Consider the following 20600-nt stretch of genomic DNA (forward strand, 5'->3'; position numbering starts at 1 on the left):
ATTCTATTGTAACTTATTTTATCTATCTGTCACCGCAGATCGACAGGAATATATCTTTGGTTGGCTGGACCTGTATATTCAGCACGCGGGCGAATGATCCGGTTATTCTCGTATTGCTCCAGAATATGGGCCGTCCAGCCGGATACGCGGCTGATGGCAAAAATCGGGGTGAAAACCTCACGCTCGATGCCCAGCTGGGTGTAAACAGAAGCGGAATAGAAGTCCACGTTCGGCTTCAGACCCTTCTGGCCAGTGACAAGCTCTTCGATCCGTACGGACATATCATACATGCTCGTATCATTATTCAGCTCACACAGCTCGCGGGACATCTTCTGCAGATGTTTGGCACGCGGGTCGCCGTTTTTGTATACCCGGTGGCCGAAGCCCATAATTTTATCACGGTTATCCAGCTTCTTCTGAATATAGCCGTCAGTCTCATCCAGGGAACCAATCTCATAAAGCATATTGGCAACCGCCTCGTTGGCTCCGCCATGCAGCGGTCCTTTAAGGGCGCCGATGGCTGATGTGACGCCTGAATAAATATCAGATAATGTAGCAACCGTTACGCGTGCGGCGAATGTAGAGGCATTCAGCTCGTGGTCTGCATGCAGCACCAGGGCTTGGTTAAACGCTTTCACAGCAATCTCTTCAGGAGCCTCGCCAGTCAACATGTACAGGAAATTCTCAGCGATGGATACGCCTTCTTTGGGTGCAACCGGTTCCTGCCCTGACTTGATGCGGGCAATCGCCGCTACAATGCTCGGGAGCTGTGCCTGCAGCAGGACAGCCTTGCGCTCGTTGGCTTCGCGGGACATATCATCCGCCTCCGGATCATACAGGGCCAGACTGGAGACAGCGGAACGCAGAGCCGCCATCGTGTTCATTTCCTTCGGATACAGTTTCATTTGGGAAATTAATCCATCCGGCAGTTTGGCACTGTCCGACAGCTGCTTGTGAAGCTGATCCAGCTGTTCCCGGTTCGGGAGGCTTCCGTGCCAGAGCAGATAAGCTACTTCTTCAAATTCCGCCTGTTCGGCAAGATCGTCGATGTTATAGCCGCGATATGTAAGAACGCCGTCGATGATGGAACTGATGGAAGATTCGGCTGCAACAATGCCTTCAAGACCTTTCGTTGCTGTCATAGTTACATCTCTCCTTTAAAAGTCAATGGGTACGGACTAGCAATGTAAACCGTTTCAATAGCGCCAATATAAAAAGAGAAATCTGGACAAGCTAACGTATGATGTCAATAGTAAAGCCTTCTCTCACTATACTGGATTTTGTCGTTTATGTGAACAATGACAGGCCCTTCTCAACATTCAAATGATTTATCAAACCGATAAACAAATTTTTGAAAGCTCTTACATAATTTTAGGTTTCAAATGCTTTTCGACGAAATATGACACCTAAGCAGAGGTCAGCGGCAGCCTGAAGGAATTTGCACTAGCCCTTCCGATTCCGGCATACTATAGAATGAATGCAGATTGAAATTTCTGATTAACAGTGATAACAGCTGTCTATGCGGTCCCATTTGCCGCTGTTCAGCTGCCAAGAGAGCAGACATTGAAAGTTACCGCCGGTTGAATTCAAGTCCCGCTTGGTTTGGGTACATAATAGTTAGAGACTCTTTCCTGTCTGCTGCAGTTCCAAGCCGCAAGTCTGGATGAGATGCTTGGCTTAATACATATAAAAGGAGAATGAGAGCTTGGACAGACTGATCATAAAACGCATTCTGCGGGCACTGTGGGTCGTTGTAGCCACGGTCGCCATCATCCTCGCCATGTACTGGCTGTTTCCATTAATCTACCCCTTCCTGATTGCATGGCTCATTGCCTATGCGATGAACCCGCTGGTCCGTCTGCTTCAGCGCAGGGCGAGAATGCCCCGCTGGCTTGCCGTCACCCTGTCTCTGTTAATCTATATCGGCGGCCTGCTGCTTGTACTGTCTGCAGCGGTTACCCGGATTGTAAAAGAAATTATCAATCTGTCTCAGTCCTTCGATGTGTATGTTCAGAATTTCCGTGACCTCTTCGTCAGCATGACCCAGAGCGAGTCCATTCAGAATATCATTTCGCAGATTAACAATTTTATTAAGGAAAACCCGGATTATCAGAAAACGATCAATAACAATATCGACAAGACCACACAGACGGTCAGCTCCGCGGTTACAGATATCGTAACCGGATTCTTCAACTGGCTGCTCAATCTTCTGAGTTCCCTGCCCAATATGGGAGCAGTCCTGATTGTGGTCATCCTGGCAACCTTCTTTATCAGCAAAAAATGGACTCTGCTCGGTCAGAGTTCAGCCAACTGGGTACCTGCCGTCGTACGTAAACCGGTCTCGACCATCTGGCGTGATCTGCAGAAGGCCCTGTTCGGCTATCTAAGAGCACAGCTGATTCTGATCTCCATTACGGCGGTCGTCGTCATTATCGGTCTCCTCGTCCTGCGGGTGCCGTCTGCGTTTACCATTGGTCTGATGATTGGCCTGGTCGATCTGCTGCCCTACCTTGGTGTGGGCCTTGTAATGATTCCCTGGCTGATCTATGCTTTTATGTCCCATGATATTCCGCTGGGCATCGGGTTGTCCGTACTCTACGGCATTATTCTGATTGCCCGTCAGATTATCGAGCCGAAAGTACTGGCCAGCAGTGTCGGCCTGGATCCGCTCGCAACCCTGATCGCCATGTTCATTGGACTCAAGCTGTTCGGCGTCCTCGGTCTGATCATCGGGCCCGTCAGCCTGGTCATTCTGGACGCATTCAACCGTGCTAATGTTTTCCGGGACCTGCGCACGTATGTCCTGTCAGGCAGACGCTAGCCCGTCATTATTCCCACGAAGAAAAAACGGCCCGATTACGCTCAGAACCTGCGGGAGAACGTAAACGTGCCGTTTTTCATTTTCTTCTCAATCCATTTAAGCAGCGCATACCGGTAAACCGGCCGCGTCACTGGAAATAACAGAGTAAACCCGACAATGTCGGTGATAAATCCCGGTGTTACGAGCATGATGCCTCCGACGAATACACATAAGCCATCCAGCAGTTTCCGGCCGGGAACCTGGCCGCTGTTCATCTCCTTACGGGCATCAATAATGACCTTCCGTCCTTCAAACTGCATCATCACCGCACCAATAATTGATGTGAAGATAATCAACAGTATCGTCTTGCCGGCTCCAATTCTGCTGCTCATCCAGATAAATCCATAAAGCTCAAGTGCAGGTATCAGCAGCAGTAATCCCCACATCCATTTACGCATTCATCTTACCTCTTCCCGTCCCCTGTGAATAGAGAACTTAATGTATCGTACAGCTCAGGAAGCACACGATCCAGACGAACCGGCTTCCAGTCCTTCGACAGCCACACATGTGATGTCTCTCCTGTCACGAGCAGTTCTCCCGGCAGCACTTCGCCCATTCGCCATACCTTCATCGGATCTCGATTGGCAGAAGCATCAGCATCCCAGCGCCGAATTTCATAAGTGTAGCTGAGCCGGAGTTTTGTGAAGACGGTCATTCGTGTGAAAACGACAATCTTGTCATCATAATTGGCAGGTTGTCTGAAGTTCACATTCAGATCCGTCACAGGCAGCAGCACCCCTGCATCCTCCATGCTCCGATACGTGTGACCGGACTCGCGGATCATCTCCGTGCGGCCAACCTCGAACCAGTTCAGGTAGTTGCCGTGGTACACGACACCCATCTGATCACATTCCGAATAACGTACCCGAAGCTCTGCCGCAAACCAGCGGTTCATTCCATCGTGAAGATTATGATTCATATGCTGACAATCTCCTATTCATTCAATACCAGGGTTCCTAACTTTTGTTCACCTGACTTCTATTAAAACATATTTGCCGTCCCTATAACAAGAAAGCAAGAAAGACCCTCCCAAAGGGAAGGTCTGTTCGTGGCCGCCTCATCCGAAGCGGCCCATGATATACTCCTGGGTCAGCTGATTCTCGGGGTTGGTGAAGATATTCTTCGTCTCCCCATGCTCCACCAGATTACCTACATAAAAATAGGCCGTGTAATCGGAAATCCGGGCAGCCTGCTGCATGTTATGGGTCACGATAACGATGCGCAGTTCCTCCTTCAGCTCCGAGATCAGCTCTTCAATTTTGCCTGTCGATACGGGATCAAGCGCGGACGCCGGCTCATCCAACAGCAAAATCTGCGGATTCACGGATAAGGCACGGGCAATACACAGACGCTGCTGCTGTCCGCCGGATAAGGCAAGTGCCGAATCATGAAGGCGATCTTTCACTTCATCCCACAGCGCCGCCTTGCGCAGACTGCTCTCTACAATCTCATCCAGTTTCTTTTTATTTTTGATCCCGCGGTATCTCGGACCAAAAGCAATATTGTTATAAATCGATTTGTAAAATGGGTTCGGACGCTGCCAGACCATACCAATCTGTTGGCGCAGCTTGATCACATCGGTATCCGGATCGTTCAGATCTTGTCCGTCCATCCAGATATGTCCTTTAGTGCTGGAGCCTGCAATCTCATCATTCATGCGGTTCAGGGAACGCAGGAAGGTCGATTTCCCGCAGCCTGAAGGACCGATCAGGGCCGTCACCGTCTGGGCGGGGAAGGCCAGATTTATTTTCTTCACGGCTTCAAATTCACCATAGTAAATACTCAGGTTTTCTGTGCTAAACGGCTGTGCCATTTGGTTATTCCTCCTCGATCTAGTTCATCCGTTTGGCAGCCGTGAGGCGGCGGTACACGATTTTGCCGATCCAGCGGGACAACAAGTTAAATGCAAGTACCATGATAACCAGTACAGCGGATGCTCCGGCAGCAATCTGAGCCGAATCCGGTGCGATGCCCTCGCTGTTCACCTTCCAGATATGCACGGCCAGTGTCTCGGCCGGACGCATCGGATTCAGTGGGGAACGGTCATGGAACGGATTCCAATCTGTAAAGTCCAGCGGCGGTGTACTCATGCCTGCTGTGAACAGCAGCGCAGCGGCTTCACCGAAGATCCGTCCGGAAGCCAGAATCGTACCTGTAATCAAGCTCGGCAGAGCTACAGGCAGCAGAATGGAAGTGATAATTTTCCATTTCGACAGCCCCAGCGCCAGCCCGGCTTCCTTTTGTTCCTTCGGAACTGCACGCAGCGCCTGCTCTGTCGTACGTACCATCAGCGGCAGGTTAAACACCGCAAGCGCAATGGCCCCGGACAGGAGCGAGAAGCCGAAATCGAATGTATTTACAATCAACAGCAAACCAAACAAACCGATTACGATAGACGGGAAAGAGGACAATACTTCCACAGTTAAACGGATAAAGTCCGTGACCCTGCCCGGCTTAGCGTAATGGGCCATATAGATGCCGGCCCCCCAGCCGAGAGGTATGGTAATAATAAGTGTCAGAATAAGCAAAAATACAGAGTTAAACAGCTGCGGTCCGATACCGCCGCCAATTCGCATCGTCTGCGGCTTGCTCGTCAGGAAATGCCAGCTGATATGGCTTAGGCCGCGGAACATGATGAAACCGATCAGGCCCACTAAAACGGCAACGATGAGGAGCGCAAAGAAGCAAATGACGAATGTTGCAATCTTGTCAGCACGTTTTGTCTTTTTCAAATCCGGTTTCTCCTTTCAAGCAGACGCACCAGCAGTACGAATACAAAAGTCATCAGCAGCAGTACAAGCGCCATACTCCAGAGAGCGTTGTTCTGTGCAGAACCCATAGCTGTGTTGCCCATACTCAAAGTAATCACACTCGTTAATGTCGAAGCCGACTCCAGCAGCGAATGCGGCACATGCGGTGCATTACCGATGACCATCTGAACAGCAAGGGCTTCACCAAAAGCTCTTGCCATACCGAGAACTACACCGGTCAGCAGGGAAGGCAGCACCGTCGGGATTACGACCCGATAGATCGTCTGCCAGCGCGTTGCGCCCAGGGCGTAGGAGGATTCGCGAAGTCCGCCTGGCAGGGAAGACAGCGCGTCAGCCATGATGCTGGTGATCGTCGGCAGGATCATTACAGACAGCACCAGACACCCTGCGAGGATCCCGATGCCCTGTCCGCCAAACATACTGCGCAGCAGTGGGACAATGACGGTCAGTCCTACAAAACCGTAAATAACAGACGGAATACCGGAGAGCAGTTCAATCGCCGGCTGCAGCAGACGTTTACCGAACTTGGGTACAATCTCCGTCATAAATAAGGCAGCACACAAGGCAAGCGGACTCGCAATCAATGCAGCGAGAATCGTCGTGGCAAAAGAGCCTGTTATAAACGGCAGGGCACCAAACTTGGCAGGTGATCCGTCAGGACTCCAGGTTGTACCGAAGAAAAACTCGCTCAGGCTAACGCCGTCTTTGGCAAAAGTCATTACGCCTTTGGATGCTACAAAATAAACAATGGACAAAATGACGACAATCAGGAAGACGACACAAACCGATGTAAAGACGCGGCCTGTCCATTCTTCCCAAAAATGCTTCTCCTTCATAAGGGCACGCCGGCGATCCTTACTGTGCTGAGCGGCCTTCCTGCTAGTTGTTTCCATTACAAACCTTCCTTCTAACCGAAGAATAGAGGCCGGATACTGAAATCCGCCTCTTGTCCTTCGAATGTATTGTTTCCGTGCTGTTTATACTATTTTGTAATGTTGCCTTCCGCGTCGCGTTTCACCTGCATGCCGGATACCGGGATGTAGCCCAGTTCAGTTACATCAGCCTGCTGAACTTCATCGGACAGGATGTAGTCCAGGAACGCTTTAACGTGTTCTTTCGGCTCACCTTTGGTATACATATGCTCGTAAGCCCATACCGGATATTTGCCTTGCTCTACGTTCTCAACCGAAGCTTCGACACCATCGTATTTCAGAGCTTTTACACTATCGTCCAGGTAGGACAGAGCCAGGTAACCAATAGCACCAGGTGTTTCAGCTACCAGTTTCTTAACAGTACCGGAGGAGTCTTCCTGAATGGATCCTGGAAGGTCTTCCGTTTTTTGACCCAGAGCGAATTTCTCGAACGTTGCACGAGTACCGGAGCTGCTTGGACGGTTAACAATCACGATCTTCTGATCTGCACCGCCAACGTCTTTCCAGTTGGTTACTTTGCCTGTGAAGATCGACAGAAGCTGATCTTTCGTCAGGTTGTCTACGCCTGCTTTAGGGTTAGCTACCGCAGTCATTGCTACAACCGCTACCTGATGGTCAATCAGTTCGCCTGCTGGGCCTGCGTCCAATTTCTCTTCTGCGAATACATCAGAGTTACCGATATCTGCTTGGCCGCCGGAAACCTGAGTCAGACCTGTACCGCTGCCACCGCCTTGTACTTGTACGGAAATATCTTTATATTTGTCATCTGTCATGAATTTTTCGCCAACTTGTTGTACCAGCGGCTGAAGTGCCGTCGAACCTACTGCAAGAATCTGTCCGCTAAGAGCTGCTGTATCACTGTTGCCTGCATTAGATGAACTGTCTCCCCCTGTGCTTCCTTGGGATGAATCATTTTTGGATCCACACGCTGCGAGTGCAAATACCAGCGTAAGAGTCATCAGCATGAACGGCAATTTTTTCAACATTTTTGTTTGTCCTCCCCTGATTTAAGTGATGGCCTGTTGTTTGTTGTTGTTCACCATCGACTTTTACATTGTAGAATTTGTGTGTTATTTGTAAGTTTGTGTTGTGTAAAATGGGCATTAAATATACCAATACTAATTTGATGATTTGATAGATAAATTCTATAATATAAACATCACAACTTATTTCCAGATACCAGGAGAACTATATTGATATGAATTTATTAAAATACGAAATACTTCTGCTCATTGACCGTTACCGTAAAGTGACCGATGCTGCAGCTGCTCTTAATATGAAGCAGCCGACGGTATCCTTTCACATGAAAAGCCTGGAACAGGAGCTTGGCATCCCTCTATTCGCCTCCCAGCGCGGCCGTATTCATTTGACGCCGGCTGGTATGGCGCTGCTCCCCTATGCCAGACAGATGCTGAGGCTGCAGGAGGATGCCCTGCAGGTCATCCGTGATCTGACCCTTCAAGCTTCGGAAACTCTGGTAGCTGTCAGTGACTCGCTCCCTGGTGCAGCCATAGTTCCGCGCCTGCTCTCCGGCTTCGCCTCCCATCTGGGACGCAAGCTGCATATTCAGCTGCAGACCTCCAGCCATGAACAGATGCTTGCATCGCTGCAGGAAGGACTAGTACAGTTTGCGTTTACCGCTTCGGACGAGGAGCTTCCCGGCTATCTTAATGCCCTGCCGATTGCGAGTGACCGGATTCTCCTGATATGCGGAGCCAGCCATCCCCTGGCTGACAAAGAATCGGTACCGGCTGATATGGACTGGACTGCAAATCCACTGCTGAAGCTGCCCTCCTCCGCCTATCTGGCTCAGTACGCCGAGCAGTGGCTTGCAGAACAGGGTCTGGAACCCGCCCTCACGCTGGAGCTGCCGGACCTGCAAAGTATTCACACCGTGCTGCTGGGCAGCAAAGCAGCCGCCTTTCTGCCAGAATCTCTGATCCAGAGCCTTCCTCTGCCGGACGGCTTCGTTACCCGTCTGGTAAGCAGCGGGCATGGCAGACTGGCATCAGCCCTGCAGTACCGCTGCCTATACCGCAGCGATATTGAACTCTGCCCGCTGCAGCAGGAGTTTATTGCATTTGTTCAATCCTCTCAGGATAAAGAGCAGCTATAACGACAAAAAAGACGATTTCAAGGTCACAGGACCTGAAATCGTCTTTTTACTTGCTATATAAAATCTATGAAATCTCTTCTTATGCTTGGGAAGAAGGGATTGTGCTAACTTTAACCAAGTTCGTGGAACCGGAACGTCCCAGCGGCACACCTGCTGTAATCACAACAAGGTCGCCTTCTTTAACCAGACCGGATTTTTGACCACCTTCGATGGCGTTGTCGAACAGCTCGTCAGTCGTTTGAACCGAACGGCCGGAGACAGGGGTTACGCCCCAAGTCAGAGCCAGACGGCGTTTCGTACGATCTTGAGTTGTAACCGCAATGATCGGAGCCTGTGGACGGTATTTGGAGATCATGCGAGCAGTTGTACCAGACTCTGTGGATGTGATAATTGCTTTCGCGTTCAGATCCAGTGCAGAGATGGCTACCGATTGGCTGATTGCTTCTGTAACCGTTGTTTCCTGGGCAATTCTTTGCTTCAGGAACAGCTCACGGTAATGCAGTGCGGACTCCGCTTTCTCCGCAATACGGGACATGGTCAATACGGACTCAACCGGATATTTACCCGCAGCTGTTTCGCCGGACAGCATGATGGCATCTGTACCGTCGAAGATCGCATTCGCCACGTCACTTGCTTCCGCGCGGGTCGGACGAGGGTTGCGCTGCATGGAATCCAGCATTTGAGTTGCTGTGATCACCGGTTTGCCGGCTACATTACATTTCTCGATCATGCGTTTTTGTACCAGAGGTACTTCTTCTGCAGGAATTTCAACACCCAAGTCACCACGGGCAACCATCAGGCCGTCAGAAACTTCCAGGATCTCGTCCAGGTTGTCTACACCTTCCTGGTTCTCGATTTTGGAGATAATCTGAATGTGGGAAGCATTGTGTTTCTCAAGCAGTTCACGAATTTCCAATACGTCACTGGCCTTACGAACGAAGGAAGCTGCGATAAAATCGATGCCTTGCTCGATCCCGAAGATGATGTCGTTAGCGTCTTTTTCGGTGATACCTGGAAGGGAAATACGAACTCCAGGAACGTTAACACCTTTCTTGCTCTTGATCGTACCGCCGTTTACAATGCGGCATTTGATCTCAGTGCCTTCAACCGCTACAACAGTCAGACCAATCAGGCCGTCGTCAATCAGGATGGTAGAACCTGGTTCAACATCGCGAGGAAGATCGGCATAAGTGATGGAGAGGCGGTCTTTGTTGCCAAGGATCTCCTCTGTAGTCAGCGTGATGTACTCGTCTTGAACCAATTCAATCGGTTCCACTTCCAGCTTGCCAGTACGGATCTCAGGGCCTTTCGTATCCAGCAGGATCGCAACAGTCTTGCCCAGCTCTTCACTTGCTTTGCGGATGTTGATGATACGGCCACCATGCTCCTCAAAGTCACCGTGCGAGAAGTTCAGACGGGCCACGTTCATTCCTGCAAGAATCAGTTTCTTCGTATTGTCCAACGATTCGCTGGATGGACCGATCGTACATACAATTTTAGTTTTACGCATTTTGGGTTTCCTCCGTTATTCAAGGTCTATCTTCTGTTTATCTTTTTCCAACAATTAAATCTACTACATATTTGTCTATTTGTATAGGAACTTTGTCATAATTTATCATTGCCCAAAAAATCCCAATTGAATCAAACCTTACATCCAAAGCCCTAATCTCAATGAGAAAGTACATATAGACGGGCCTTCGGGCCCGGAGCTACATGTACTTTCACCTCTTGGACAGACTATGAAATTGATCTATTCTGCAGGGTTCACGTCACTCTGTTCCTGATAAAACGTAAACTCTCCGATCTTCCGGAATTTCCGGTAACGATCTGCCTTCAGGGCTGGGCCATCCAGCTTCTGAAGCTCCTCGAGATGCTGCTCAATCGCAGCCTTGATTGCGGAGGCGGTTGCCTCATAATCCCGGTGGGCACCGCCGCGCGGTTCCGGCACAATCCCTTCGATCACTTCCATCTTCAGCAAGTCCTGTGCTGTAATCTTCATCGCTTCTGCAGCCTGGTCAGCCTTGGAGGCATCCTTCCACAGAATAGAGGCTGCACCATTCGGTGAAATCGCGGAATAAATGGCATGCTCCAGCATCAGCACCCGGTTGCCGACAGCAAGTGCCAGCGCACCGCCGCTTCCGCCTTCCCCGATAACCACACAAATAATAGGCACCGAAAGCTTCGCCATCTCCCTAAGGTTGCGGGCGATCGCTTCCGATTGACCTCTCTCTTCAGCCGTATTGCCCGGATAAGCACCCTTTGTATCGATAAAGGTGATGATTGGACGACCGAACTTGTTCGCCTGCTGCATCAAGCGCAGTCCTTTGCGGAAGCCTTCCGGATGCGCACTGCCGAAGAAACGGGCAATGTTATCCTTCGTATCCTTACCGCGCTGCTGACCGATGACGGTTACCGGCGTGTCATTCAGACGGGCAAGTCCGCCTACAACCGCCAGATCATCCCCGAATAACCGGTCCCCATGCAGCTCAATAAAGTCCGTAAAGATCAGCTGGATGAGATCCAGTGAAGTCGGACGCTGATTGAGACGGGCCAGATGCATCTTCTGAGAAGGTGAAATGTTACTGTACAATTCATCTTCCAGCTTCTTATAACGTTCTTCCAGACGGGCGATCTCCTCGGTAAAATCAATCCCCTTCTCACTGCCAAACTGCTGCAGCTCGGCAATCTTCTGGCGCATCTCGGTGAGAGGCTTCTCAAAAGGCAACTCTCCTGCCATCTAGTTCACCCCTCTTCCGCTGTGTAGCTCCAGCAGCTTGGCCAGCATGCTCCGCAGTTCCTTGCGGTGCACCACTTTGTCCAGCTGACCGTGTTGGAGGTTAAATTCGGCTGTCTGGAAATCCTCCGGCAGCTTCTGGCGAATCGTCTGCTCGATAACAATCCGTCCCGCAAATCCGAAGACGGCGCCCGGCTCGGCAATATTGATATCTCCCAGACTGGCAAAGCTTGCCGATACGCCGCCTGTCGTCGGGTCCGTGATAACCGAAATATAGAGTCCTCCCTCTTCGTCCAGGCGTGCAAGCGCTGCGCTTGTCTTCGCCATCTGCATGAGGCTGAGGATACTTTCCTGCATGCGGGCCCCGCCGGACGTGGAGAAAATAATCAATGGCATCTTTTTGTCTGTCGCCTGCTCAATGGCACGGGTAATTTTCTCGCCGACCACCGATCCCATACTGCCTGTGAAGAAGTCAAAACTCATGACAGCAACGACAACCGGATTGCCGTCGATCGTTCCTTCACCGGTAATTACAGCTTCCCGAAGACCCGATTTCATGGTCTGCTGCTCCAGCTTCACGGCATAACCCGGAAACTGCAGCGGGTCCACAGAAATCATGTCAGCGTCGTATTCCACAAAGCTCTGCTCGTCCATCAGCATGGCGACCCGCTCCATCGCGTTCAGCCGCATATGGTATCCGCAGGCCGGACATACCTTCAGGTTCTTCTCCAGCTCTTTGCTGTACTGAATGGTTCCGCATTTGCTGCACTTGCTCATCAAACCTTCCGGTATTTCCCGTCTTGGCCGTTCAGCGGCATCAGGGCCGTCGCTGCGAAGCGAACGTTCTGAAGGAATGGTCGCGTACTTTCGTTTTTTCTGAAATAAATCTTTAAACACAACTACACCTCTCAGCCGTTAATTTGTTGGCCGCAACTGTACATCATGAGTAACGCCGCTGCTGCGGCGTCCAGGGTATGCGCATAAATTGATCGCCTCAGACGGCGACAACGATGTTCCTGTCTCAAACAGGCTTAAGGGTGCAATATGGAATTCAGGACTTCCTGCACTTCTTCAACCTCACCGGAAGGGACCAGAATCTCATATTGCTGCTTGGATAAGCTGATGGAACGGGCTTTAACCAAAAATCCTTCTTCCGACAGCTTGTTCGTAATCATGTCGGCCAACCTGGCCGTCGGTGCAATATAAATCACCGTCCACATGCGCCTCTTCCAACCCCCTAGGCCTACATTTTGAGCCCGTATAATGGAATAATGATAACATAACTTACTTTTTTCCCGCAACAAAAGGCCTCTTGCGAGGCCAAGAACGGTTCTGGCACGCCTCCTCCCGGAATCCGGGATGTAAACGCTCGCTCTACGGGAACCCGGCCATCTCTAGACTTTATCCGGGTATTGGGCGGCATCCACATTGTCATGAGCGATCCGGGCCGAAGCGGCTGCGGCCAGCCCTGCCACGAGGTCATCCAGAAACACATGAATGCCGTTTCCTTTATGATTAAGCTGGTCAATAATGCCCATCTTTTTCTTATCCAGATAACCGAAACTGGTCAATCCGATCATACCGTAGACACTGGTGATGCCCAGAGCCAGAGTCTCGTCCACTCCATATAAGGGCTCATCTGCCTCCATAATCGCCTGCAGCGGCTGCGGCAGCTGCCTTTTCTCAGCAAGTTCATCCAGCGCAATTCCGGTATACAAAGTGTACTGCACCTCACGTTTGCGCAGAACTGCCCTCACGCTGGCAATACATTCATCCATTTGGAGCAGAGGGTGGTACACCTTCTGAAGCTGATACACGATGTCTGCAATTTGTTCAATGGTGACTCCCCTGTGTTTCAACAAGGCTTCGGCGATTTCGTATGACATGTTCTCCCTCCCGCATCGGAATCTACATCAGCAGCTTGCCAGCCTTGCTGCCTGTGTTGTCCGTTCGTGTTCCTAAGTGTATGCGGCAGGAGTCCAAAACGTTCTCATTTCCAACAATTTGAATCAAAACACAAGGCATATAGTTCCGTCAGGCGAACACCGCTACCGCACCCGTACCGTTTCCGGTCCGAGCATCGCTTCCATTTCGGCGAAGAGCTGCGGCGACGGCTTGATGCGGTAGGCTTCGCTGAGCGCAAGCAGCTTCTGGCTGCTCTCATAGAAGAGCACGGTCGCAACCGGCCCCGGATGCTGCTGCAGCAAGGCCTGCAGCCGTGTCAGCAGCTCGGGGTGCGACTCCGCCTGGCGGGTGATCTTGACGAACACCCGCTGCTGCGAGGCAGCGCCGACGGCTGCTGCCCCCTGGGCAGCAGGCCGTGCGGCCTGCTCCTGCGGCACGCGGGCAGACGGCCCCGCGGCGGCGGGCTGTGCAGCGGACGACGTACCGCTGCGCACAGGCTGGCGGCGTGAGGCCGCGCCAGCTGCTGGACCTGCGCCGCTGCTGCGGGCACGGCGGCGCTGCGCCAGCTGCTGCAGCATGCCGGCAGACAGCGGCGCGACTTCTTCGGCGAGGAGCTTGAAGCCCTCGTCCTGCTGCTGCACCTTCGCGCGCACAGCGAGAAGCGCGCCCTTCTCGATATGCTGCTGGCTCTTGCGCCATACCTCGGGGAAGAGCACCACCTCACAGCGCTCGATCTGATCCTCCAGCTCCATGAAGGCCATCGCCTTGCCCTGCTTGGTCGTAATCGTCTTCAGCGAGACGACCATGCCGGCTGTAACTGCAGCGGCTTCATCCGGAGCCTCCGCCAGATCGGCCAGCCGGTCGGCTGCACTCTCTTCGATGACAGGCTCAAAATCGTCCAGCGGGTGGCCGGACAGATACAGTCCCAGCAGCTCGCGTTCCTGCTCAAGCTGCTGGGCAGCCGGAAACGGATGAATATTCGGATATTCAATCTCCCAGTTCGGCGTCTCCACGAAGTCGAACATCTGGATCTGCAGGTCATCGCGCTCCTTACGCCATTTCAGTGCCGCCTCGACGGTCTCATCCAGCATGGCAAGCAGCTGGGCCCGATGACCGGGCAGTGAGTCAAAGGCACCGCCCTGGATGAGGGATTCAATAACGCGCTTGTTGCACACCCTCAGATCCACCCGGCGGCAGAAATCGAGCAGGCTCTCGAACGGCTTCTCCTTGCGCACTTCCAGAATACTCTCCATTGCCTGGGTACCGACATTCTTAATCGCAGCAAGGCCGAAACGGATTCGCCCCCCAGCTGATGCTTCTTGACCTTCATTTTGCAAAGGCAGGACATCGTCTGGCTCCAGTGTGACAGTCTGTACCGGCGTGAACAGCACGCCGCTCTCATTGACATCCGGCGGCAGCACGTCGATTCCCATCTTGCGGCATTCGACGACATACTCCGCGATTTTGCGGTGGCTGCCCATGACCGCTGTCAGCATGGAGGACATGAACTGCACCGGATAATGGGCCTTCAGGTAAGCAGTCTGGAAGGCGAGTACGCCGTAAGCTGCTGCATGGGCGCGTGGAAATCCGTAATCCGCAAACCGCACGATCATATCATACACACGGTCGGCCTCCGGCTCCGTATAGCCCTGCTTCACGCTGCCCTGGACGAAATGGCTGCGTTCCCGGTCCAGCACATCTCGCTTTTTCTTCGAAACCGCTCTTCGGAGCAAGTCCGCTTCACCCAGGGAGAAGCCGGCCATCCGCGAAGCAATCTGCATGATCTGCTCCTGGTATACGATAATACCGTACGTATCCTGCAGAATCGGCTTCAAATCCTCATGCGGATAATCCACCTCGATACGGCCATGTTTGCCCTGAATATACTTGGGGATAAACTCCATTGGACCTGGACGGTACAAGGCCAGAATTGAGATAATATCCTCGAACACACTCGGCTTCATCTCTTTCAGCACACGCCGCATCCCGGCCGATTCCAGCTGGAAGATCCCGGTTGTATCGCCGCGGCCCAGCATCTGGTATGTCAGCGGATCATCATCAGGAATGGTCTTGAAATCCGGCATATTTCCTTGCTCTTCCGCGATCCACGACATGCAGCGGTCAATAATCGAGAGTGTCCGCAGGCCGAGGAAGTCCATTTTGAGCAGACCGATCGATTCCAGATTCTCCATCGAATATTGGGTCAGCGCTGTTTTTACCCCGCCTTCCTGCAGGGGGACAGCATCTGTGAGCGGCAGCTTCGAAATCACGACGCCCGCGGCGTGGGTGGAAGCATGCCGCGGCATTCCCTCCACCTTCATCGCCATATCCAGCAGTTCCTTCGTCTTCGAGCGTGACTGATACAGCTCGTTCAGCTCAGAGCTGACCTCCAGTGCGTGACGGATATTCATTCCGACCTGTCCGGGAATCAGCTTCGCTGCTTTGTCAACCTCACCATAGGGCACATTCAGCACGCGCCCTACGTCACGCACAGCTGCTCGTGCAGCCAGCGTACCGAACGTAATAATCTGTGCCACGTGCTCACGGCCGTATTTGGATGCTACATAATCAATGACCTCGTCACGCCGTTCGTCACTAAAGTCGATATCGATATCAGGCATCGTCACCCGTTCAGGATTCAGGAAACGTTCGAAAAGCAGATTGTATTTCATCGGATCCACATCGGTAATCTGCAGCACATAAGCAACGAGACTGCCTGCCGATGATCCCCGTCCCGGTCCGGTGGAGATCCCCTGCTGATGCGCATGGGCAATAAAATCCCAGACAATGAGGAAATAGTCACTGAACCCCATACTGTTGATGACGTCTAATTCATAGTCCAGCCGCTGGTCCAGTTCCTGCCGCAGCTCCGGATGATCCCAGCGTTCACTGCCTTCATAACGGACCTTCAGCCCTTCCAGGCACAGCTGGCGCAGATATTCCGCAGGTGTGCCGCCTTCCGGAAGCGGGCGGTATTCCGGCAGGATCGAGACCCCAAATTCCAGCTCCAGCTCGCAGCTGTCGGCAATGACCCTTGTGTTTTCAACCGCCTCCGGCACATGCGGGAACAGGCGGGCCATGTCCTCGCCGTTTTTGAAAAAAAGCTCCTGGGTAGGAATCCGGAAACGGGTCTCATCCTCCACCGTCTTGCCTGTCCCGATACAGATCAGGACATCCTGGACTTCAGCATCCGGTCTTGTCAGATAGTGGACATCATTCGTTGCAACGAGCGGGATCTCATTCTCTCTCGCCAGCGAGATCAGCTGCGGATTCACACGCTTCTGTTCGGGAAGACCATGATCCTGAAGTTCCAGATAAAAATGTTCGCCAAAGATCTGCTTATAGCGAAGCGCTGCCCGAAGCGCCTCTTCCTGACGGCCGTGAAGCAAATGCTGCGGGACTTCGCCGCCGAGACAAGCACTGAGGCAGGTGATGCCTTCGCTGTAGGCTGCCAGGCTCTCCATATCGATCCTCGGCTTGTAGTGAAAGCCTTCCAGATGACCGATGGAACAAAGCTTCATCAGGTTCCGGTAACCCGTCATATTGCGGGCCAGCAGGATCAGATGATAGATAGGCTGGTCCTTGCGGCTGCCTCGCTCCTTGCGCGAACCAGCGGTCAGATAGGCCTCTAAGCCAATAATCGGTTTAATTCCATGCTCCTTGCATGCTTTATAAAAAGGAACGGCGCCATACATCACACCGTGGTCTGTGAGGGCAAGCGCCTCCATTCCGTTAGCGGCTGCCTGCTTGACCAAATCGGTGATTCGTGCGGCACCGTCCAGCAGACTGTACTCACTGTGGACGTGCAAATGCACAAATGAACCCATGCTTGTTCTTCCTTTCAACGCTGATGTTTTCTATCTTTATATTTTATCATATCTGGCAAGGGACAGCCCATAGAATGAAAGTGGAAGGGACAGGCAAGCGGGTCCCGGGCATTTACAGGAAAGGGGTACGCCACATGAGCGCATTTATCTCCAAAGTTATTCTCGATTTTTTCATCGCCTTTGGCATCGTTCTCGGGGGGGCCATGCTGGGAGGCATCGGTGCGGTCATGTCCCTGCAGCCGCCGACGCAGACCATGCTCGATATTGCAGGGCGCATCAAAATATGGGCATTGGCTGCCGCAGTTGGCGGAACCATCGACCCTATGCGGGTCATTGAGAGCAACATGATCGACGGCAATCTCTCTCCTGCGATCAAGCAGGTACTGTATCTGATCTTCGCCTTTCTCGGGGCCCATATGGGGACGGAACTCGTCAAATGGGTCTGCAGCGGAAGAACGTGACGGCCGCTTATGCGAGTACCTCCCTTCAGCCGTTTCCGTCCCTTTATGCAGCTCTCTGCCGTCTTTGTGCTCGGTATGATCATCGGGGGTGTCGTCTATAATGCGGTCTGGCATATCAGCTATAACAAGCTGTGGATCGAGAATCAGGACCTGAAAGTGCAGCTGCAGCAGTCCGAGGAGGATATCAAAACCTTGAGGAAATACAGCAAACGGCAGACTGTCATCAAGGAAATCAAAATCCGGGCAGAAGAGAAATCCTCGGAGGATAAGGATCCGGTAGCGATCAAGGAAATTGCGCAGCAGATGGTCAAAGAGCTCCAGGTCCTGCGCGGCCGCGATATGTTCGAGATTGATACGGACAGCAAGCTGGTCCGCATGCTGCTCGACCGCAAAATTTATACGGTCCGCCAGAAAGAATTCAGTATCCAGGTCAAGACGATGCTCGTCATGGAAGGGGTACTGCAAATATGGGTTGATGTTCGTCCCTATCTGAGAAGCTGAATGCTTCCGCCTAAATTGCTGAAAATAAACATGCATAAAAGCCCGGTCCGGAAGCGGCACGCCCCGGACCGGGCTTGTTGAAACTCTTCTAATCAGGTTCGCAGGAACCCGTTACAAATGATCAATAGAGTGAAAAGTCATGACTGCCTTGCAAACCAGGCTGCCTTCGCGTGATATGGCAATCTCCAGCTTGCAGGTTCTGCGACTGTATTCCAATACAAGCGGCCGGATCACCACCGCTTCTTCAATCTGGACCGGCGAGATAAAATAGGTCGTCATGTTATCCAGCACGTGATCATGACCCATGACGTCCTTGGCGGTACGGTAACCCGCCTGGGTCATAATATTCATCAGTACTCCTTCCGAGATCGTCCCCAGATCGGTCGCCATCTGCGGTATGATAAACCCCCGGAAAATCAGTGTGCCGTCATCCTCCCGCTCCTCGGCAAAACCGCTCCACATTAAATGGTCAAACGTTTCGCCCAGCTGCGGCTGCTTCTGCGCATCCCTCAGCGCCTGCAGCACTTCCCTGCGGGTAACCGCTGCAATCAGCTTGCGGTTGCGATCCACGATGGGCAGGAATTCGATTCCCTCCCATGTCATAATCTGCGCGGCCGATGCTAGGGATGTCTGCAGCGACGCGGTTACCGGATTGCGTACCAGGCAGCGGTCGATCGTCTGATCATCCCGCAGCTGCTCCGTATCCTTGCGGCTCACGATACCGATCAGCCGGTTCCATTCATCTACTACCGGGAAGCGCTGCTGCCCGGTAGCTGCGGACAATGTCTGAAAATCTTCAAGGGTGCTGTTGCTCTTCAGTACATTCGGCTTCTCCTTGCCAAAGGCGATATCCTCAACAAGCATGATCTTCTTCTTAATCAGCCGGTCAAAGATAGCACGGTTGATCATCGACGCAACGGTAAAGGTATCATGCCTTGACGAAATAATCGGTAACTCCAGTTCATCCGCCAGCTGCTTCACTTCCTTGCTGGTGCCGAATCCGCCGGTCACCAGCACCCCGGCACCGTGCTCCAGCGCAAGGGAATGAGCATCGTCCCGGTTGCCGACGATCAGAAGACTTCCCGCGTCAATATAACGGGCCATTGCCTCTACCTTCATTGCACCAATCACATATTTGTGAAGCGGCTTGGCCAGACCGTGAGTCCCTCCCATCACATGTCCTTCCACGATATCTACCACATCTGCAAAGGTCAGCTGCTCATTCAGGCCGCGCGGCCGCTTCTCCACCCGGACAGTGCCAATTCTCTCCTTGGTAATCACAACGCCCAGATTCTCCGCTTCCTTCACAGCCCGGTAGGCGGTACCCTCACTGACACCCAGTTCCTTGGCCAGACGACGCACTGAAATTTTGGTTCCTACCTTCAGCTGCTCAATGTACTGGAGCAGCTGCTCGTGTTTGGTAATACTTTCTTCATGCCCCTCCACAACTGTTACACCCCCAACACTCTATCTGTACTACTCTGTATTATTATACCCATTGTAGCATGTTCCTTCCCCCCTGCCCATGGAGTTATATACAAAAAAAGCGAAATCCCTGTGGATTTCGCTTGCTCTATATTGACGTTACCATATTAGTCCTGATCTATTAGTCCTGATCATGGCCGTGCTTCGCCTGCACACGGATGCCAGGTGCCGGTTCGCCTGACCACTGACGCTGCCACGCCAGCAGCTTTGCCTTGCGCACCCGTTCAAGGGCCCGGCTTTTCTCATCATCTACACCGAGCAGAAAATGCAGATTCGCTGCAATCACGAGCAGCGTCAGCCCAGCCCAGGCTGCGCTAAAGCCGGTCGCCCAGTTCCAGCCGCCAGCGAAAGACAACCGCGGCAGAGCTGCGACCAGCATGCCTAAAGCAACTGTCAGATACAACCCATGCTTCCATTTTTTGTTGATTCCCATTACGCCATCCCCTTCTCCTCATTCTATATTTCTACTCTATGAGGACAAGACCGATTCTATGATTACATTTTTCAAAAGATAGCGGCACGGTACTGAAAGCGATCATACAAGTTCGTCCGAATTTCGGCAGTATCGCTCTTTAAGCGTTGGAGCCGTACAGATGCTGCAGGCTGTCCGCAATGATCTTGTTCACATCTTCGATGATGACGCTCAGACGGCGCTCCGCATCAAACAGACGGCGGATGTTCAGGTTCATGCTCAGCACTTCAAACAGCTTCTCCATCTGTTCCATTTCTTCCGGTGCCGGCATGTCGCCGGTCATCATACGCTGCTGTACCTCCATCTGACGCTCACGGAAGTTGTCGAGCATCTGCTTCGCATCCGGGTCAGCGTCAATCATTTTCAATGCGCTCGTGATCTCTTCGACTTCATTACTTTCCTTCAGGGATTTGGCCAATTCGTGTGCTTTGTCATAAATAATCATGTGTTGTTTCCTCCTCAAATCGTATAAGTGCCAATCTTCTCGAATATTTCCTGTATCTGCATCCTTCTATCCGAAAACTGCTGAGGGATTT

Annotated in this window: 20 protein-coding genes; 4 read left to right on the forward strand and 16 right to left on the reverse strand. The window is 52.2% G+C overall.

Annotation, left to right across the window (positions count from 1 at the left end):
* Window positions 1-29 precede the first annotated feature (29 nt).
* Entirely contained in the window at window positions 30-1142 is a 1113-nt protein-coding gene (citZ, locus tag Q5741_RS06720; RefSeq protein ID WP_305023280.1) for a citrate synthase, read from the reverse strand.
* Between the two features lie 563 nt (window positions 1143-1705).
* Here citZ and ytvI point away from each other — a divergent pair.
* Complete coding sequence (gene ytvI / locus Q5741_RS06725; protein WP_305023281.1) at window positions 1706-2821, forward strand: sporulation integral membrane protein YtvI; 1116 nt, start codon at window positions 1706-1708, stop codon at window positions 2819-2821.
* Window positions 2822-2862: 41 nt separating this feature from the next.
* On the opposite strand, the gene Q5741_RS06730 is transcribed toward ytvI, so the two are convergent.
* From Q5741_RS06730 to Q5741_RS06755, 6 genes are all read right to left on the reverse strand, one after another.
* Window positions 2863-3258 carry an FxsA family protein gene (locus Q5741_RS06730; protein WP_305023282.1) on the reverse strand — a complete coding sequence of 132 codons (396 nt, stop codon included), beginning with the start codon at window positions 3256-3258 and terminating at the stop codon, window positions 2863-2865.
* A gap of 5 nt (window positions 3259-3263) precedes the next feature.
* A complete protein-coding gene (locus Q5741_RS06735; protein WP_305023283.1) occupies window positions 3264-3779 on the reverse strand; it encodes an acyl-CoA thioesterase in 516 nt (171 codons plus the stop codon).
* A gap of 138 nt (window positions 3780-3917) precedes the next feature.
* Window positions 3918-4673 (reverse strand): phosphate ABC transporter ATP-binding protein PstB, encoded by a 756-nt coding sequence (pstB, locus tag Q5741_RS06740; protein ID WP_305023284.1) that lies wholly within the window; start codon window positions 4671-4673, stop codon window positions 3918-3920.
* Window positions 4674-4692: 19 nt separating this feature from the next.
* On the reverse strand, window positions 4693-5592 hold the full coding sequence (gene pstA / locus Q5741_RS06745) for a phosphate ABC transporter permease PstA (RefSeq protein ID WP_305023285.1): 900 nt from the start codon (window positions 5590-5592) through the stop codon (window positions 4693-4695).
* A complete protein-coding gene (gene pstC, locus Q5741_RS06750; RefSeq protein WP_305023286.1) occupies window positions 5589-6524 on the reverse strand; it encodes a phosphate ABC transporter permease subunit PstC in 936 nt (311 codons plus the stop codon). The genes pstA and pstC overlap by 4 nt, the downstream gene beginning before the upstream one ends.
* 89 nt (window positions 6525-6613) lie before the next feature.
* Window positions 6614-7549, reverse strand: a complete 936-nt coding sequence (locus tag Q5741_RS06755) for a phosphate ABC transporter substrate-binding protein PstS family protein (RefSeq protein WP_305023287.1) — start codon at window positions 7547-7549, stop codon at window positions 6614-6616.
* A 212-nt stretch (window positions 7550-7761) separates the two neighbouring features.
* On the opposite strand from Q5741_RS06755, the gene Q5741_RS06760 reads away from it, so the two are divergent.
* Window positions 7762-8679, forward strand: coding sequence for a LysR family transcriptional regulator (locus Q5741_RS06760; protein WP_305023288.1), 918 nt, complete (start codon window positions 7762-7764; stop codon window positions 8677-8679).
* A gap of 79 nt (window positions 8680-8758) precedes the next feature.
* On the opposite strand, the gene pyk is transcribed toward Q5741_RS06760, so the two are convergent.
* The 6 genes from pyk to Q5741_RS06790 all read right to left on the reverse strand — a co-directional run bounded on the left by pyk (window position 8759) and on the right by Q5741_RS06790 (window position 17145).
* Window positions 8759-10189: a pyruvate kinase gene (pyk, locus tag Q5741_RS06765; protein WP_305023289.1), complete on the reverse strand. Its 1431-nt coding sequence runs from the start codon at window positions 10187-10189 to the stop codon at window positions 8759-8761.
* A 240-nt stretch (window positions 10190-10429) separates the two neighbouring features.
* A complete protein-coding gene (locus Q5741_RS06770) occupies window positions 10430-11416 on the reverse strand; it encodes an acetyl-CoA carboxylase carboxyltransferase subunit alpha (RefSeq protein ID WP_305023290.1) in 987 nt (328 codons plus the stop codon).
* On the reverse strand, window positions 11417-12310 hold the full coding sequence (gene accD, locus Q5741_RS06775; RefSeq protein WP_305023291.1) for an acetyl-CoA carboxylase, carboxyltransferase subunit beta: 894 nt from the start codon (window positions 12308-12310) through the stop codon (window positions 11417-11419). It abuts the gene before it with no gap.
* A 134-nt stretch (window positions 12311-12444) separates the two neighbouring features.
* A complete protein-coding gene (locus Q5741_RS06780) occupies window positions 12445-12633 on the reverse strand; it encodes a glutamate decarboxylase (RefSeq protein ID WP_305023292.1) in 189 nt (62 codons plus the stop codon).
* A gap of 174 nt (window positions 12634-12807) precedes the next feature.
* Window positions 12808-13299 carry a phosphatidylglycerophosphatase A family protein gene (locus tag Q5741_RS06785; RefSeq protein ID WP_305023293.1) on the reverse strand — a complete coding sequence of 164 codons (492 nt, stop codon included), beginning with the start codon at window positions 13297-13299 and terminating at the stop codon, window positions 12808-12810.
* A 162-nt stretch (window positions 13300-13461) separates the two neighbouring features.
* A complete protein-coding gene (locus Q5741_RS06790) occupies window positions 13462-17145 on the reverse strand; it encodes a DNA polymerase III subunit alpha (RefSeq protein ID WP_305023294.1) in 3684 nt (1227 codons plus the stop codon).
* A 134-nt stretch (window positions 17146-17279) separates the two neighbouring features.
* On the opposite strand from Q5741_RS06790, the gene Q5741_RS06795 reads away from it, so the two are divergent.
* Both Q5741_RS06795 and Q5741_RS06800 read left to right on the forward strand, forming a co-directional pair.
* Complete coding sequence (locus Q5741_RS06795; RefSeq protein WP_305023295.1) at window positions 17280-17606, forward strand: YtrH family sporulation protein; 327 nt, start codon at window positions 17280-17282, stop codon at window positions 17604-17606.
* 9 nt (window positions 17607-17615) lie between these two features.
* The gene (locus Q5741_RS06800) at window positions 17616-18107 is read left to right on the forward strand and encodes a hypothetical protein (protein ID WP_305023296.1); all 492 of its coding nucleotides are present in this window, start codon (window positions 17616-17618) and stop codon (window positions 18105-18107) included.
* 111 nt (window positions 18108-18218) lie between these two features.
* On the opposite strand, the gene Q5741_RS06805 is transcribed toward Q5741_RS06800, so the two are convergent.
* From Q5741_RS06805 to Q5741_RS06815, 3 genes are all read right to left on the reverse strand, one after another.
* A complete protein-coding gene (locus Q5741_RS06805; RefSeq protein WP_305023297.1) occupies window positions 18219-19553 on the reverse strand; it encodes a DRTGG domain-containing protein in 1335 nt (444 codons plus the stop codon).
* 160 nt (window positions 19554-19713) lie between these two features.
* Complete coding sequence (locus Q5741_RS06810) at window positions 19714-20025, reverse strand: hypothetical protein (protein WP_305023298.1); 312 nt, start codon at window positions 20023-20025, stop codon at window positions 19714-19716.
* A gap of 139 nt (window positions 20026-20164) precedes the next feature.
* Window positions 20165-20509 carry a YlbF family regulator gene (locus tag Q5741_RS06815; RefSeq protein ID WP_305023299.1) on the reverse strand — a complete coding sequence of 115 codons (345 nt, stop codon included), beginning with the start codon at window positions 20507-20509 and terminating at the stop codon, window positions 20165-20167.
* Window positions 20510-20600: the final 91 nt, after the last annotated feature.

The organism is Paenibacillus lacisoli (assembly GCF_030580655.1).
In the GTDB taxonomy this organism is placed as follows: domain Bacteria; phylum Bacillota; class Bacilli; order Paenibacillales; family Paenibacillaceae; genus Paenibacillus; species Paenibacillus lacisoli.